This is a genomic window from Marinococcus sp. LNHM5E3-2.1 (assembly GCF_056034365.1).
Window position 1 is genome coordinate 157,378 of record NZ_JBQLIB010000001.1, and the last position, 14,177, is coordinate 171,554.

The following is a 14,177-nucleotide window of genomic DNA, read 5'->3' on the forward strand; positions in this document are numbered from 1 at the left end:
TTCCAAATCAATGATAGTTACCGTACAAAAACGTTCCTCTCATGCTATAACCGTTTCCTTCTTTCCACAAACATAAAAAAAAGATGAAATTGTAATTGAAATAATCAGATTTCTTTAGGCGTATAAGTAGACATACACTGCTGTGGGACATATGATAGAAAAAGATAAAATAGTGGTAAGGGAGATATGTGATTATGATTGATGCAAATCAGCTGACACCAAATGAAACCTACAATTTAATCGAAGAAATGGAACGCTATGATTCAGACCGTCTGGCATTGAAATGGCAGGACGATAAAGGCAGCCGCCGCGAGGTTACATATCACGAACTGATCCAGCAGGCCAATCAGTACGCCAACGTCCTAACCGGCCTTGGACTTTCCAAAGGAGACAAAGTGCTTGTCATGGTGCCACGTCTCGTGGAAGCCTATGTTACTTATTACGCGTGCCTGAAAGCAGGTCTTGTGATTATTCCTTCGTCAGAAATGCTCCGGGCGGACGATATTAAGTATCGGGCCGAACATTCCGGTTCCCGCGCGATTATTTCGTATGCTCCGTACGCAGAGGAAATTGACCGGATGGATCCTGTGCCGGAGACACTCGAGCATAAGCTGATGATCGGGGGAAGTAAAGAAGGATGGAAAGAGATTGAAACGATGGCAGCAGAAGAGTCCCAAAGCTTTAATATTGTACAGACCCACCGTGATGACACTGCCTTTCTTCCGTACACTTCAGGAACGACAGGTAAACCCAAAGCTGTCGTGCACAGTCATGGATGGGCATATGCTCATCTGCGGGTAGCGGCAGATGAGTGGCTCGACATTCACGAAAATGATGTTGTATGGGCTACCGCCGGACCAGGCTGGCAGAAATGGGTCTGGAGCCCGTTTTTATCTGTACTCGGCCAGGGTGCCACCGGGTTTGCCTACAACGGCCGTTTTGATCCGGAGACGTATCTGCAGCTGCTTCAGGATGAAAAAGTAAATGTGCTTTGCTGCACGCCGACAGAGTACCGGCTGATGGCTAAAATTGAAGGTCTCGAAAAGTATGATCTTTCAGCGATGCACAGCGCAGTATCTGCAGGAGAGCCTTTGAATGAAGAGGTCATTCAAGTGTTCCGTGACAAGTTTAATTTGCCAGTTCGCGACGGTTACGGTCAGACAGAAAGCACGCTGCTTATCGGAACGTTAAAGGGCGTTCCTGAAAAAATAGGTTCCATGGGCAAACCAATGATCGAACAGTTTATTGAGATAGTGGATGAAGACGGAAATCCTGCGAAGGCTAATGAAATTGGCAATATCGCTGTGCACCGTAATCTTCCATCGCTGTTTCAGGGCTATTACAGAGAGCCGGAACGTACCAGTGATTCCTATCAGGGTGATTACTTTTTAACTGGCGACAGGGCAATGAAGGATGAAGATAATTATTACTGGTTCCAGGGACGCAGTGATGACATTATTATCAGTTCAGGGTATACGATCGGACCGTTTGAAGTAGAGGATGCACTTACAAAACACCCATCTGTCAAAGAATGTGCCGCTGTGGCGAGCCCGGATGATATCCGGGGCAACGTCGTGAAGGCGTTTATCGTGCCTAACGGTCAGGTGGAAAATGAAGAAGATTTAACGAAGGAACTGCAGAATCACGTAAAGGAAATGACTGCTCCGTATAAATATCCACGCCGCATTGAGTTTGTTGAATCACTGCCAAAGACAAGCTCTGCAAAAATCCGCCGCGTAGAACTCCGCGAACAGGAGCTCGCAAAGGCGAATAAAGAGCAATAGCTGAAACAGCCTGAATTGACTGCCCTGCAGCATATGCTGCAGGGCAGTTTTATATATTTGCGAAACCTGTTTCGTAAATATATAAAAATAAGGGAAAAGTAAAAATATTTTTAGGAAAGCGTTTACCTTACTGATTTTTTCGGTTAGAATAAAAACAACCCCGCCGAGGGGAACGAATTGAAACAAAAATAGTAGCAATTGTTTCAATTTTAGAAATACGGTGTAAGCATATGATTAAAGGGGGGCTTATTATTTTATCTCTTATTACATTTATTATTATCGTCGGGGCAATTTGGCTTTTTGCTTTTACCCGAAGCCGCTCAGTTAAAACGGATAGCGCTGAAGGGTACTTTCTTGCCGGCAGAAGTTTAACGGGTATTACGATCGCCGGAACAATTATTATGACGAATTTGTCCACAGAACAGATTGTCGGGCAAAACGGCCAAAGCTACGCTTCCGGTATGGAAGTAATGGCCTGGGAGGTAACCTCAGCTATAGCGATTGTATTACTGGCACTTGTGTTTCTCCCTAAATACTTAAAATACGGTGTGGATACTGTTACAGATTTTATTGAAACCAGATACGATAAAACAACGAAACGAATCGCTTCTTTTCTGTTTATTTTCACTTATATGACCTCTTTTTTACCTGTGGTATTGTACTCTGGTTCACTCGTGTTCAACCAGATTTTTGCAGTTGACCAGCTGCTCGGTGTAGAGCCCTTAACAGCTGTAGCTTTTATTGCTGGATTAACAGGCCTCATTGGCCTTCTTTACCTGTTGATGGGTGGTTTAAGGTTAAGCGCTTTCAGTGATACCGTCTATGGGATTGCTCTTTTACTCGGGGGACTTACTATTCCTGTTCTTGGTCTTATGGCCTTAGGTGATGGTAACTTTTTCCGTGGTATGGAAACGATTCAGGCCAATACACCTGAAAAATTAAACTCTATTGGCGCTATTGATTCTTCTTATGTCCCGTGGCCGACGCTCTTTTTAGGAATGTTTTTTAATAACTTGTTTTTCTGGTGCACAAACCAGATGATCGTACAAAAAGCGCTGGCAGGAAGAAACTTAAAGGAAAGCCAGAAGGGTGCTTTATATGTAGGCTTCTTTAAAATATTCGGCGCATTGTTTCTCGTATTTCCAGGAATTATTGCGTTTAATCTGTTTGGCGGTGAACTTAGAACAGCAGATAACGCGTATCCGCGTCTAGTTACTGAAGTACTGCCGCCGTCGGTGGAAGGAATTTTTGCAGCAGTCATTTTTGGAGCTATTTTAAGTTCATTTGTCGGTGCGTTGAACGCAACCGCTACTTTGTTTACGCTGGACTTTTATAAGCCGCTAATCAAAAAAGATGCAAGCGACAGACAGGTGGCGAGGGCTGGTAAGTTCATTACAGTAATTGTAGCTTTAATTGCTATTTTAATTGCTCCGCTGATTTCGTTTGCTCCGTCGGGTCTTTACAACGTTGTTCAATCGTTTAATGGATTATACAGTATGCCGCTGCTCGTCATTATCATACTCGGATTCTATTTCAAGTATGGTACCGCCTTTGCCGCAAAAGTGACATTTATTACTCATGTTGTGCTGTACGGTATTTTCTGGCTGTTTATGGACTATCATTATCTATACGCCTTCAGCGTGTTGTTCTTTGTCGACATTCTCGTCCTATGGCTGGTAAGTCGGTGGAAGCCGCTCGACAGGCCGTTTGAGTTCCAGGAAAATATCAACAAGGTTGATATGACTCCGTGGAAGCACAGAAAATGGGTGAGCGCAGTCATCATTATTACTGTGGTAGTAACCTACCTGCTTTTCTCTCCTATCGGCCTCGCCGGTTAATACAAAATAGATATTAAGAAAGCTGTGGCCCACGGAGGTGCTGCAGCTTTTTTATGTTGAGACTAAGCATCCTTTTCATGGCTGCATACCGAGCCATCTTTTGATTTTCTTACGGAGGAAAAACCCGGCAGTACTCAAAATGAGAAGAAGAGCGAGGGCAATCCAAAGCAGAAGGCGGCTGCCGGAGACAATACTTTGCCCAAACGTGCCATACATCATCATCCCGGGGAGGATACCGATCATGGTGGCGGAAATGAAATGCGAATATTTAATTTTAGAAAAACCGGACAAATAGCTTAGCATACTGAACCCCATCAGCGGGACGAGACGGAGCACCAGTACTACAAAAAAACCACGGTTTTCCATCAAATATTTCATTCTGGGGTTCCAGGGGATCTGATGTTTGCTGAATATGGTTTTTCCCATAAAACGTCCGATAAAATACCCGCTCGTTGCTCCGCCAAGGGCGCCTGTCCATATATAAAGTACTCCAGGCCATATGCCGTAAGTGATACTTGCAGTAATGGACAAAAGGGAGGAAGGAAAATAAATAAAAGGGCCCAGCGTGTAGGCAAGTAGAAAAACGAAAGGCGAAATCCATCCGAACGAAGTGATGAAGTTCTGAATCTCGGTTGGACGAATGCTCAGTCTGATGTTGAAAAGGTAGTACAGCCCGATCAAAGCAGCAATAAATAAAAAGCCTTTGATAATATTTATACTTGAGCGCACATTTTCCCTCCTTTGGCTGCAGAAGCGGGGCAGTTTATACAGGTTAATTTTTGTGAAACAAGCGTCTAGGGCGGGATTGTTTTGCGAATTTAGACTATTTCAGCTTAACATGCGGGGATGCATACCAACGACAATTAATGAAAAGCAATATATGAATTATTAAAATAACGCATACATGAAGCCCCAGAAGGGAAATCCAGTAAAACGGCCATATAAACATAAAAACAGGAGAGGATGAATGAACATGGCAAATAGTGTAGCAGGAGTAAAAATTCCTGACAGTAAAATAGCAAAAGAAGCAGCTGATCTATTGAGGGAATACGGGTCCGAACTGCTTTGGAATCACTCGAACCGTGCATATCTTTTCGGGGAAATTCAGGGAAGAGAAGTTGGACTGAAGTATGATTCGGAGCTGTTATATGTGAGTGCATTGTTCCATGATCTCGGGCTGACGACTCAGTACAGCAGTCCTGATAAACGGTTTGAGGTAGACGGGGCCAATGCAGCCCGCAGCTTCCTGCAGCAGCATAACATGGAGGATGAATCCATTCGTCTTGTATGGGACGCTATCGCTCTGCATACGACAATTGGGGTAGCAGAGTATAAAGAGTCCGAGGTTTCCCTTCTATATTCAGGGGTGGGTCTTGACGTCATGGGGGACGGATACCATCAGTTTCCTGAAAAATTACGGGAAGAGGTCGTGAGCGCGTACCCTCGGAATAATTTTAAAGAAAAAATTCTTCCTGCTTTTTACGAAGGGTTCAAGCATAAACCCGAGACGACATTTGGAAATATTAAAGCTGACGTCTGCGAGCGGTTTATGCCGGATTATAAGAGTCCTGACTTTTGCGAATGTGTTCTGCATTCGCCGTGGAAAGAATAAAAACAGGATAAGCAAACAGGGGTGCTGCCGTTTCGACGGCAGCATTTTTTATAGGGGTGGACAATTGAGGTTAAACGCTTTACCATAGTCTCTCATAGTTAAAAAAAAGAGAGGTGGCAAAGATGGGTATTCTTCGTACGAACCGGGCCATTATTATCGCTTTTATGATAGGAACTTTTTCTATTGGCATGACTGAATACGTGATTACTGGTCTTGTCACTCAATTATCGAACGATTTAAACGTACCTGTTTCTCTTACTGGTCTTCTGCTCAGTGTGTACGCTATCAGTGTGGCAGTCTTTGGACCGATCTTTCGTATTACGACGATGAAGTTTCCGGTCAAGCCGGTTTTGATTTCCTGTATGGCAGTCTTTGTGCTAAGTAACGTACTGGCAGCAGTGGCCACTTCTTTTACTGTGCTTGTGGTAGCGCGCCTGATTTCAGCGGCGATTCACGCTCCGTTTTTCGGTCTCAGTCTTGCGATGGCCCACCATATTGTGGCCCCGTCGAAAAGAGGGCAGGCTATTGCTGCTGTGCAGGGCGGCTTAACTATATCGATTATGCTTGGGGTGCCGTTCGGATCTTATCTTGGCGGCGTGCTGGAATGGAGAATTGTATTTTGGATGATTGCTGTTCTTGGATTAATTACGCTAATTGGGCTTGTGCTGACCCTGCCAAATGAAAAGCCCACCGAAATACCAAAAGTGAAATATGAACTGGGCGTCTTTAAAGAAAAGACATTTCTTATGACGCTTGCCATCGTTATTCTCGGCTACTCCGGTGTTTTTACCACCTATGTGTTCAAAGAACCGATTCTGCGTGAGATCGGTGGTGTGGATGTCATAGGGGTGACATTCGCGCTGTTTGCGTTTGGTACTGGGGCTGTCGCCGGGAATTTTCTTTCGAGCCGTATCCCGCTTAATCATTTAACGAGCAGGCTGCGTATTGCGTTTCTGCTTTTGACACTCATTTTGGTTTTCTTTATACCAATGATCAGCGTCATCGGCACGTTGTTTATCGCAAGCTTTTTACTTGGAATGTTTGCTTTTGGCACGGTGCCGCTGTTAAATGCCAAGCTGCTGATTACCGGGCAGCATGCCCCTTCTCTAGCCGGAACAATAGCTGCAGCCGCCTTTAACCTGGCGAATGCGCTAGGAGCTACTCTGGGAACAATTGTACTGAACGCGGGAGCAACGTTTTTTGTGCTGACACTCTGCGGGGCAGCGCTCTCTGTTATCGGTATTCTGCTTACAGTACTGCTTCACCGGATGGAAAGCAGGAAGGCAGCTGAATCTTCTAATGCAGCGTGAACATTTGAATTAAAGTGATAGGGCTGTCTACGGGGAAATCCGGGACAGCTCTTTTTTATTGATTCAGGCCAGTCCATTTGTTAAAAAATAAAGGTTAAAAATGAAGAATATGCCGACTTATATCCGACTTTTTCAGAGTAGAACCTTTTAATGAAGTGTCATATCAATCTTTTTTCCCAAAGTGATATTATTTATTATGTATTTAAAAAGATATTAAATTTTATTTACCTAATTAATGTATAAAATATTACTTTTATTAAAATGAGATTACAAATGTCCTAATGTCGTTGTTTAACGACGCTGGGTCAGATATACTCGGTCATGTTGAGTCGCTGATTCAACGCACATAAAAAATCTTTAAACTACTTAATGGAGGTGCAGTTTCACTCCGTCGTGACCAGCCGTTGTTGCTCCAGTCGTGTGGCAAAAAGGCAAGTAAATATATAAGAAAAATAAACAATACCTACTTAATCAAGTTTCGGTGATGGGTACTTCGACGAGTGAACGTTATAATGAAAAAATATCTTTTTGGAACAGCAATTACAGCAGGAGTTCTATTTGGTGCCCCGCAGGCAGCAGATGCATCAATCGATGATCACGGATCCTTATCTTACGGTGACACTAATTCATCGGTAAACGATTTACAGGAAACCTTAAAGGATGAAGGGTATTTCCACGGCTATACCGGCTCGCGATTTGGTCCAAGAACATTGAGCGCAGTAAAAGAATATCAATCCGATCACGGCATTTCTTCTCCGGCTGGCAATTATTACGGTGTAGCCGGTCCATCGACGCAGGATTCTTTAATGGGATCAGGCTCTTCGGAACAGGTAGCGGGAGTATCTACAAGCAGCAGCTCCGGTATTACGAGTACGGCTAAGCAATACATCGGGTCACCTTATGTATGGGGTGGCACATCCCCAAGCGGTTTTGACTGCAGCGGTTTTATCAACTATGTTTACGAGAAGCACGGTGAAAGTATTCCAAGGACCGTTTCAGGTATGTATAGTGCAAGCTCGAAAGTTTCCAGCCCTTCTCCAGGAGATGTTGTGTTCTTTAACACGAGAGGCGGAGCTTCTCACGCGGGTATTTACGTAGGTAACAATGAATTTGTTCATTCCGGTTCTTCTACAGGCGTAACTACTTCGAGTCTCGACAGCTCTTACTGGGGCCCACGTTACATGGGAGCCGGCCAGCTTTAAAGTAAGAATAAAAACAGGCATGACGCTTATTAAAGGGTCATGCCTGTTTTTTGTATTAGAATACATTCATTATAATAAATCCTCCAACTCCAGCGAGTACCCCGTAAAGAATAGCTGGACCAAGCGTTTTACGGATAACGCTGCCTTCTTTTCCCTCCATGCCAACCACTGCACATGCAGCGACCACGTTGTGAATACAAATCATGTTTCCGGCGCCGGAGCCTACAAGCTGTGCCCCCAGTACGACACTGGCATCTACTCCAGTAGCATTGGCGATACTGTATTGTACAGGAGAGAACGTGAGAGTGGAAACGGTGGCACTTCCAGTAATAAATGATCCAAGTTCCCCGAGAAATGGTGCGACAAGAATCCACATCGGACCGAAAGCGGCTGCCATCCCGGCTGCGATATATTCCGGCATACTGGTAATATCGCTGGTGTTGATTCCGGAATTACTGAACACATGCACCATTACAAGCGTAGCAAATAAAGTAATTCCGGTAATTTTGATAGTGGAAAGAGCTTCTTTTGAAGAAGCGGTGAAATTTTTGAATGAACGCCTTTGAATCAGTACTGCAAGCAGTGCCGTAATAGTAAGAATGGTTCCGGGAGAATACAGCAGCTCCCAATTGGAAGTTACCCCTTCAACCCCTAAAATGTTAGTCCAGGAAAGGTCAAGAACGGTAGTCGTAAACTCCCGCAGCCAGGGGACAATTCTTGTTAAAAGCAGGAGGGCCACCACGATCAGGTACGGCGACCAGGCGGTAAGAAGACTCATGTCGGATTGTTTAGTATCGATCTCGAAGTCGTCCTGCAGGGCATCCGTCCAGATATCTTTTGGAAGCAGAATTCCTTTTTTTGCGGTGAATGCTGCAGCAGCTAGTCCTGTAAGCGCTCCCAAAATAGCAACAAACTCCGGGCCAAACAGGAACGCATATAATAATGCTGACGACGTGTATACAGCTCCGACCATCAAGGTCCATGGAAGCATCGGCCAAGCATCCTTCAATCCTCTGCCTTTCCCAAAAAACAGGGTTAGTACCACGATTAGAATAAACGGTATAAAGGTGCCGCCGAACAAATCAATTAATGTAACTGTAATACCAACTTCCTGGAAAAAGGCAGGGCCCGCTGCATCAAGCGTGCTGAGACCTACAATGACGGGCGTGCCGACGGCTCCAAAAGCAACAGCTGAACTGTCCGCTATAAGCGCTGTAGATACGGCAGCAAGCGGCTTAAAGCCCAGGGCAAGCATCAACGGAGCGGTAATCATTGCCGGAGTGCCGAAGCCGGCAGCCCCTTCAAGCAGGGAGCCAAACAGAAAAGCTACAATGATCAGCTGCACCCGCATATCCTTTGAAATACTTTGAAACCCCTGGTTAATACGGTCTACAGCTCCGTTTTTCCGAAGTGTATTCAGCAGTACGAGCGCTCCAAATAAAATAAGCAGAATGGTTAATGTTTTATGGGCACCCTGCAGAATAGAAGAAAGAATAACCTGGCCCCCCATCCCCCAGACGGTAACGGCAAGCAGGAGCACAATAACAGAACTGAGAGTCATTCCTTTAATGGCAGGCATGCGAAGCAAAACGAGAAAAATAAATGGAAAAATGACAGCGCTTAGGGCAACGAGCATCAGCATAAACTTGTCTCCTTTAGGTGGGGAAAGTTAAAATAAAAATTGAATTCTTTGTTTTGGAGATATGGTCATCAGATGTCTTAATTTTATATTAAACGCTTTCATCAATGGATGCAATAGGAGATCCTGACTTAGGAGAGGTGGAAAATTTTTTGTCGCTTTTCAGACATAAATCAGACAATATACTGTCATAGTCGCGATTAAAAATTGATAAAAAAGGGATGAAGCTTGACCGTTTCATATGATGAATGATATTCATTTTACTTGAGGATAAATTTAACATTTTTATTGCTGAGGGATAGAATTATTAGTACATTGATATAAGATGAAAAAATTATTCATACCAACGGTTGCCGGGGAGAGATGCTTTCTTGTCTTTTTTGCCATTAATTATGCTCGAAATAATGCTTCCAATCTTTATTTTGCTGCTGCTCGGAGCAGTACTTCATCGAATATACGATTTTCATCTCAATACGTTGTCGAGGCTGTTAACGGGACTGTTTCTCCCGGTCGTTATTTTTACAAATATTTCAGCGATGGAGGTGGATTCGTCTGTATTGCTTGAAGTTGGTGCCTTTCTGCTGATCCAGTTTTGCCTGCTGGCTCTGCTTGCCGGCGTGTGTGCAAGGTTGTTTGGTATGGATGCGAAGCTTACCGCAACATTTAAAAACAGTGTAGTACTTATGAATTCAGGAAACTTCGGGCTGCCGGTCAGCCAGTTGGTATTTGCTTCTAACCCGCTTGGGGTATCGATCCAGATTATTGTACTGATGTTTCAAAACTTTTTAACGTTTACATATGGAGTTTTTACTTCTGCAACTACACAGAAAACAGGAATAAAGGAAAATCTGGCCCCGTTATTTAAAACGCCCACGATTTATGCCTTAGCGCTTGCTCTTGTGTTTTACATATTTAATCTTTCACTGCCAAAAGCAGCAGATCAGGTGTTAAATCAGATTGCTGCCGGATTCACGGCCCTCGCGCTTCTTGTCCTGGGAGCACAGATTGCATATCCGAAGCTGAAGCATTTATCCCCGGTTTTCTTTTTTACTATCGGCCTTCGATTAGTGGGGGCCCCGCTTATCGCTTTAGGAATTATTTGGCTGCTGCAGCTTGAAGGAACGCTTGCCCAGGCGTTATTTATTGCAAGCTCGTTTCCCATGTCCAGAAACAGCGCACTGTTTGCGCTCGAATACGATAATTATCCGGAATATGCCGCCCAAAGCGTGCTTATTTCTACAATCCTTGGAGGAATGACGGTTTCCATTGTCATCTTTTTATCGCAGGTATGGTTTGGGTAAAATGGTAAAACGGTCATGAACACTAAAAAAAGGAATCCCCCGCTCAGCAGTGAGCGGGGGATTCCTTTAACTGCACATCGTCTCTCTACGTACCACAGTAAGTTCGGTACGGTACAAGCGTGGGAGCCGGAGGTGCCGTATATTTTTCCTGCTCCCTGGTGTGGGCATAAGGCTCTGAAAGTACATCCATAAGCTGATTCATGAGAGTGTAATCTCCATTTTTTTCGGCAGCTTCAAGTGCTTCTTCCACATGATGATTCCGCGGAATTACCGCCGGGTTGTGGTCACGCATCAGCTGGAGGACAGCATCTTTAGATTCGTTTTGTCTACCGAGACGCTCCAGCCATTGTTCCTGCCAGGAAGTAAATCTGCTATCTGTAAACAGCCCGGAGTCGTCCAGCTTGTTAAAGGTGAGGGCCCGGAAGGTATTCGTGTAATCTGCTTCGTATTCCTGCATAAGGTTGAGCAGGTCTGTAATAAGTGCTTCGTCTTCCGTTTCTTCTGTGAAAAGCCCGAGTTTTGCACGCATACCCTGAAGCCAGTACTCATTAAACTGTTGAGGGAAACGGGAAATTTCTGCCTGCGCGAGCTCGACGGCTTTTTCCTGGTTTTCGTCAATTAGCGGCACGAGGGCTTCGGCAAAACGGGAAAGGTTCCACTCTGCCATAATCGGCTGTCGTCCGTAAGCGTAGCGGCCACGCGCATCAATGGAACTGAATACGGTCTTCGGGTCATAGCTGTTCATAAACGCGCATGGACCATAATCGATGGTTTCGCCGCTGAGTGCCATATTATCGCTGTTCATTACCCCGTGAATGAAACCGGCAAGCTGCCATTTGGCAATCAAGGAAGCCTGGCGTGTAACAACTTCCCGGAGCAGCATCAGGTACGGATGTTCCGTTTCCCTGACTTCTGGATAGTGCCGGCTGATCGTATAGTCGGCAAGGGCTTTTAGATCATTCATCGATCCGCGGTTTAAAGCATATTCAAACGTGCCAACGCGCAGATGACTGGAGGCCGTGCGTGTTAATACCGCTCCGGTCAGTACACTTTCGCGAAAGACAGGCTCACCAGTTTTAACAACGGCGAGGCTCCGGGTGGTCGGTATGCCAAGAGCATGCATGGCTTCACTGATAATATATTCGCGAAGCATTGGACCGAGAGCGGCTCGTCCATCACCGCCGCGTGAATAAGGTGTGCGGCCGGATCCTTTCAGCTGAATGTCGACTCTGCGTCCATCCGGCGTTATTTGTTCTCCGTGAAGCAGGGCACGCCCGTCCCCAAGCATCGTAAAATGGCCAAACTGATGACCGGCGTAAGCCTGGGCAAGCGGGAATCCGTTTTCCGGCGTTTCGCTGCCTGCAAGTACCTGTACGCCTTTCTTCTCTTTTAATGCCCCACTGTCGAGACCGAGAGAGTCAGCAAGCTGTTCGTTCAGTACAATCAGCTCCGGGTTCTGAGCCGGAGCAGGGATGATTTTGGAGAAAAAGGTGTGCGGAAGGGAGGCATAGCTGTGTTCAAGCTGCCAGCCCGCTTGTTTTACAGTATTTTTGTCAGCCATAAAGACTCCTTTAAAATATATTTTTAAAACGCATCAAGCTATATCGGACAAATCATTATTTATAAAGTGTACATTTTCATTATACAGGCCTGCGTCGGGGTTCTTCAAATTTAAAGATGCGAATTATATACATGTAAAAAACGCTTCCTGCGTTCAGCAGAAAGCGCGAATATTTGACTATCTTAATCAGAAATGATCATACGTCTTTATGATGGAACGGACATTTGCCTTCTATTGGCTTAATGTCGTCTCCAATGAAAAACTGCTTCCACTCGTTGTGCGTCGGGTCGCCGAAATGGCTGATATCCGGGTGGGTGGGAAGGTTATCCCACTTTTCCACGCGCGACCGCACCTTCTCTCTCGACATGATGCCGCCTTTTTCTGTGCCTTCAAGACCTTCAAAAATAGCCCGGGGCTGAAAGCCGAGAATCAAACTGTTTCCCAGATCTCTCGTTTTCCGCTGTTTATAGGCCGGGGCGTTACCGAAAACAAAAACAGGCTCGCCGGCAAAATGGTAATCCCATAGAAAATGATCAGGATCCTTTGGCTTGTCTCCCGGCCAGCTGTATCGGTCCTGTTCATGCAGATGCTGCAGAACGTCCCAGAAATAAGAACGATAATAATCGACGGACTGCTCGCGTGTTTCCGGCTCGACGAAAAGGAAAAGACCGTGCCGGGTAAAGGGCGGTTCATTCATTAAATGCAGAAAGCTTTCAAGCACGCCGCCAAGGTGATCCCAATGATCATGAGTAATATAAGAGTAGCGGAGCTCTCCTTTTCGCTGGGCTTTCATACCGAAAAAGCAGGGGAACTCCGGGTTGGTTACAACACGCTTAAAGGTCTGGTACTCCTCCTGCAGCCAGGAGGGAAGCTCGTTGGACGTTTCCATGTCTTCTTTCGTCAGCAGGTAAGGGCTGTTCGTTTTTAACATACTGCTGCTCCTTTCATTCAAAAATCAAGGGCGCCTGCCTGGTTTAAAAAAGCTTTCAGCCAATGCAGCATCATTGCCGGCTGAAAGCTTATATAAAAAGGTTTAGCTGTTACTGTTCTCTACGGCATTGGTAAGCGTATTGAATTCCTCGTCGCTCAGTTTGATGCCGGCTGCAGCGATATTATCTTCAAGGTGGCTTACTGTGGACGTTCCGGGAATTGGCAGGATAACGTCAGAGCGCTTCAACAGCCACGCAAGCGCAAGCTGAGCTGGTTTCGCATTGTGTTCCTCTGCCAGCTGAGCCAACGGTCCGCCTTCCTGGGCCAGTTCCCCAGTAGCAAGAGGGAACCATGGGATAAAGGCAATATTATTATCAGTACAATAGTCGAGCATTTCTTCGGATTCACGATTGGCCAGGTTATAGCGGTTTTGCACAGAAGCAATAAAAGTTACCTTTTGCGCTTCTTTAAATTGCTCTGTATTCACTTCACTGAGTCCAATGTGACGGATTTTTCCTTCCTCCTGCATTTTTTTCAGCTCGCCTACCTGATCTGCAATCGGCACTTCAGGGTCTACCCGGTGCAGCTGCATAAGGTCGATGCGTTCAAGACCAAGATCCATCAGGTTCAGCTCCACCTGCTGGCGCAGGTATTCCGGACGTCCCACAGGGCGCCAGTCATTTGGGCCTGCACGGGTGAGGCCGACCTTTGTCGCGATCGTCATGTCATCATTATACGGATGAAGAGATTCTTTAATGAGGCGGTTCGCCGTGAACGGGCCATAGGCATCTGCCGTATCAATAAAGTTCACTCCGAGCTCTGATGCCCGGCGGAGCACCCGGACGGCTTCATCAGGATTGGATGGTTCCTTCCATACTCCTTCACCTGTCAGCTGCATGGCGCCGTATCCTAGACGGTTTACTTCTATATCGCCGCCGATCCGGAATGTGCCGGCCTGATCTGCGGTAATGTCTGAATTACTCATATATGATCCTCCTTC

11 protein-coding genes are annotated in these 14,177 nt (G+C 45.6%); 6 read left to right on the forward strand and 5 right to left on the reverse strand.

The window, feature by feature from the left end; translation table 11 throughout:
• The first annotated feature begins 194 nt into the window (after window positions 1-194).
• Both mbcS and ACTRXH_RS00845 read left to right on the forward strand, forming a co-directional pair.
• Window positions 195-1,784, forward strand: coding sequence for an acyl-CoA synthetase MbcS (mbcS, locus tag ACTRXH_RS00840; protein WP_474280075.1), 1,590 nt, complete (start codon window positions 195-197; stop codon window positions 1,782-1,784).
• A 230-nt stretch (window positions 1,785-2,014) separates the two neighbouring features.
• The gene (locus ACTRXH_RS00845; RefSeq protein ID WP_474280077.1) at window positions 2,015-3,622 is read left to right on the forward strand and encodes a solute:sodium symporter family transporter; all 1,608 of its coding nucleotides are present in this window, start codon (window positions 2,015-2,017) and stop codon (window positions 3,620-3,622) included.
• 75 nt (window positions 3,623-3,697) lie between these two features.
• Here the strand turns inward: ACTRXH_RS00845 and ACTRXH_RS00850 are convergent, their stop codons facing one another.
• Window positions 3,698-4,351, reverse strand: coding sequence for a TVP38/TMEM64 family protein (locus tag ACTRXH_RS00850; protein ID WP_474262770.1), 654 nt, complete (start codon window positions 4,349-4,351; stop codon window positions 3,698-3,700).
• Between the two features lie 244 nt (window positions 4,352-4,595).
• Here ACTRXH_RS00850 and ACTRXH_RS00855 point away from each other — a divergent pair, with 244 nt between their 5' ends.
• The 3 genes from ACTRXH_RS00855 to ACTRXH_RS00865 all read left to right on the forward strand — a co-directional run bounded on the left by ACTRXH_RS00855 (window position 4,596) and on the right by ACTRXH_RS00865 (window position 7,746).
• Window positions 4,596-5,234 (forward strand): HD domain-containing protein, encoded by a 639-nt coding sequence (locus tag ACTRXH_RS00855; protein WP_474280732.1) that lies wholly within the window; start codon window positions 4,596-4,598, stop codon window positions 5,232-5,234.
• 122 nt (window positions 5,235-5,356) lie between these two features.
• Window positions 5,357-6,544: an MFS transporter gene (locus tag ACTRXH_RS00860; RefSeq protein WP_474262768.1), complete on the forward strand. Its 1,188-nt coding sequence runs from the start codon at window positions 5,357-5,359 to the stop codon at window positions 6,542-6,544.
• Window positions 6,545-7,056: 512 nt separating this feature from the next.
• Window positions 7,057-7,746: a C40 family peptidase gene (locus tag ACTRXH_RS00865; protein ID WP_474279565.1), complete on the forward strand. Its 690-nt coding sequence runs from the start codon at window positions 7,057-7,059 to the stop codon at window positions 7,744-7,746.
• 55 nt (window positions 7,747-7,801) lie between these two features.
• On the opposite strand, the gene ACTRXH_RS00870 is transcribed toward ACTRXH_RS00865, so the two are convergent.
• Window positions 7,802-9,388, reverse strand: a complete 1,587-nt coding sequence (locus tag ACTRXH_RS00870) for an L-lactate permease (protein WP_474279563.1) — start codon at window positions 9,386-9,388, stop codon at window positions 7,802-7,804.
• Between the two features lie 368 nt (window positions 9,389-9,756).
• On the opposite strand from ACTRXH_RS00870, the gene ACTRXH_RS00875 reads away from it, so the two are divergent.
• Window positions 9,757-10,686 (forward strand): AEC family transporter, encoded by a 930-nt coding sequence (locus ACTRXH_RS00875; RefSeq protein WP_474280079.1) that lies wholly within the window; start codon window positions 9,757-9,759, stop codon window positions 10,684-10,686.
• An 85-nt stretch (window positions 10,687-10,771) separates the two neighbouring features.
• On the opposite strand, the gene ACTRXH_RS00880 is transcribed toward ACTRXH_RS00875, so the two are convergent.
• From ACTRXH_RS00880 to ACTRXH_RS00890, 3 genes are all read right to left on the reverse strand, one after another.
• Entirely contained in the window at window positions 10,772-12,247 is a 1,476-nt protein-coding gene (locus ACTRXH_RS00880) for a protein adenylyltransferase SelO (RefSeq protein WP_474280081.1), read from the reverse strand.
• 196 nt (window positions 12,248-12,443) lie between these two features.
• The gene (locus ACTRXH_RS00885) at window positions 12,444-13,178 is read right to left on the reverse strand and encodes a YqcI/YcgG family protein (protein WP_474280083.1); all 735 of its coding nucleotides are present in this window, start codon (window positions 13,176-13,178) and stop codon (window positions 12,444-12,446) included.
• Between the two features lie 102 nt (window positions 13,179-13,280).
• Window positions 13,281-14,162 carry an aldo/keto reductase gene (locus tag ACTRXH_RS00890; RefSeq protein WP_474280085.1) on the reverse strand — a complete coding sequence of 294 codons (882 nt, stop codon included), beginning with the start codon at window positions 14,160-14,162 and terminating at the stop codon, window positions 13,281-13,283.
• Window positions 14,163-14,177: the final 15 nt, after the last annotated feature.